The 2,335-nt window shown below is 73.1% G+C and carries 3 protein-coding genes; 1 reads left to right on the top strand and 2 read right to left on the bottom strand.

Features of this window, described 5'->3' with window-relative positions:
* Positions 1–1,082 (bottom strand): DNA replication/repair protein RecF (gene recF, locus VGD44_RS19075; protein WP_331089958.1); only part of this gene is annotated, 1,082 nt, incomplete at its 3' end.
* A gap of 46 nt (positions 1,083–1,128) precedes the next feature.
* The gene (locus tag VGD44_RS19080; protein WP_331089959.1) at positions 1,129–1,689 is read right to left on the bottom strand and encodes a metallophosphoesterase family protein; all 561 of its coding nucleotides are present in this window, start codon (positions 1,687–1,689) and stop codon (positions 1,129–1,131) included.
* A gap of 112 nt (positions 1,690–1,801) precedes the next feature.
* Between VGD44_RS19080 and VGD44_RS19085 the strand changes: the two genes are divergently transcribed.
* Positions 1,802–2,335 (top strand): isocitrate lyase/phosphoenolpyruvate mutase family protein (locus VGD44_RS19085; RefSeq protein ID WP_331089960.1); only part of this gene is annotated, 534 nt, incomplete at its 3' end.

The raw sequence follows: 2,335 nt of genomic DNA on the forward strand, positions 1-2,335 counted from the left end.
GCCAGCCCCTCGAACAGCATCTCGTCCGTCCCCGTCAGGAAGGCCTGCAGACCCAGCGCCTCGATCTCGTCGAACAGCGCCGCCCGGCGCCGCGCGTCGAGATGGGCCGCCACCTCGTCCAGCAGCAGGATCGGCGACGGCGCCTCGGCCCGCGCCAGCCGGGCGGCCTGCGCCAGCACCAGGTTCAGGATCAGCGCCTTCTGCTCGCCGGTGGAGCACTCCGCGGCGGGCCGGTCCTTCTCGGCGTGGACGACGGAGAGGTCGCCGCGGTGCGGGCCGGTCAGCGCCCGGCCGGCGGCTGCGTCGCGCTCGCGGGCCTGCTTCAATGCTCGCGCCAGCCGCCCCTCGATCTCCGCGAAGTCCACCCCCTCGCCGGCCATCCGCTCCCAGTCTCCGGTCAGCGCCAGCCGCGCCTGCGGGAACGGCCGTTCGCCGCGGGTGTCGATCTCCGCGGCCAGCGCCGCCAGGGTGCGCGCCCGCGCCTCGGCCATCAGCGTCCCCGCCTCGGCGAGCTGCGCCTCCAGCGCGTCCAGCCAGGCAGGATCGGCGGGGCCGTCGGTGAGCAGCCGCATCCGCTCGCGCTGCGCCTTCTCGTAGGCCTGCACGTGGGCGGCGTGCTGCGGCTCCCCCGCGAACACCAGCCGGTCGAAGAAGCGCCGGCGGTCGGCCGCGCCCTCCAGGAACAGCCGGTCCTGCGCCGGGGTCAGCCAGACCTGCCGGCCGTGCTCGGCGAGGCGTCCCGGCGGCACCGGCTCGCCCTCCACCCGCACCACGCGCCGCGGCGCGCCCGCCTGCTCCACCCCGGTGCCCAGCCTTGTCTCGCCGTCCGCGCCCTGCACGGTGACCGCGACGGCCCAGGCGCGGCCCACCGCCTCGCCCGGCATCCGCCGCCCGACTTCGCTGAGCGCCGAGCCGCGCAGGCCGCGGCCGGGGATCAGGAAGCTGACGGCCTCCAAGAGGTTGGTCTTCCCTGCCCCGTTCGGCCCGGCCAGCCACACCGGCCCGCCGTCCAGGCTGAGCTCCGCCCGTTCGTAGTACCGGAAGTCGGTCAGGCTGAGGCGGGTCAAGGCGGCGGCGGTCACGAGCGCGGTCTTAGCGGGTTTCTGCGCCGCGCCGTAAGCCTGGACCTCAGGCGACCCAGACGATCTGCCCGAAGCAGCCGTCGGCCATCACCTTCAGGCGCAGGAAGCTCGCCTTCGCGCCGTCGGCCGGCAGCACCGCGCTGCCCGGATTGAGCGCCGAGCCCCGGCGGCCGAACTTCGCCTCCTCGGGCTTGTGGGTGCCGGCGTGCAGCAGGACGTCCACCTCATGCCCGAACAGGCGGCGCGACACCTCCGCGGCGTCCGGCGCGGCGACGAACGGATCCGACGAGACGGCCAACCCGGCGGCCACGGCGTCGAAGACGCAGCCGATGTGATAGGGGCCGTCCTCCAGCAGCAGGACCTCGCGCCGGGTCCGCATGTCGTCGACGTCGTCCTGCCCACGGACGCCCAGCACGGGCGCGATCTCCTCCAGCCGGTCCAGGCCCGCCTTCTCGCCCATGTCGCCCAGGACCACGATCAGGTCGGATCCCTGCAGCCGCGGGAACAGAGCCTCCGGAAATTGTGGCCCGCCTTCGTGGATATGACAGTCCGCCAGCACGGCGATGTTCGCGCCGTCGCCCTTCATCCGCCAGACTGAGCCCGCCATGGACCGAGCCTCCGACACCAAGGCGTCGAGATTATCCGTTCGTGTCCGGTTCCCGCCAGCACGTTGGCAGCAGCCACCCCATATGTGCCTCGCACATCGAACGAGGGACCTGATGAGCCAGACTGCTAAAGCCGACCTGTTCCACCAGTTGCACCAGGGCCCCGACGTCCTGATCCTGCCCAACGCCTGGGACGCCGCCTCCGCCGCGGTCGTGGCCGATGCGGGCGCGAAGGCCGTCGCGACTTCGTCTGCCGCCGTGGCCTGGACGTTCGGCCAGGCCGACGGCGATATCCTCGCCGTCGACAACACTTGCGCGGTGGTCGAGGCGATCAGCCGGGTCGTCGACACACCGGTCAGCTGCGACTTCGAAGGCGGCTTCACCGACGACCTCGACCAGCTCGCCCAGAACATCACCCGCGTTCTCCAGGCCGGGGCCGTCGGCATCAACTTCGAGGACGGTTCCCGCGACCCCAACCTGCACGCCCGCAAGATCGCCGCGGCCCGGCAGGCGGCCGAGAAGGCCGGGGTGAACCTGTTCATCAACGCCCGCACCGACGTCTACCTGCGCCAGCTCGCCACCGGCGACGCCGCCGAGGCCGAAGCCATCCGGCGCGGCAAGCTCTACCGGGAAGCCGGCGCCAGCGGC

Source organism: Phenylobacterium sp. (assembly GCF_036402295.1).
Taxonomy (GTDB): domain Bacteria; phylum Pseudomonadota; class Alphaproteobacteria; order Caulobacterales; family Caulobacteraceae; genus Phenylobacterium.

Coding starts and splice junctions, on each gene's coding strand:
- VGD44_RS19080 (WP_331089959.1), bottom strand. CDS start 1,689: ATGGCGGGCTCAGTCTGGCGGATGAAGGGCGACGGCGCGAACATCGCC.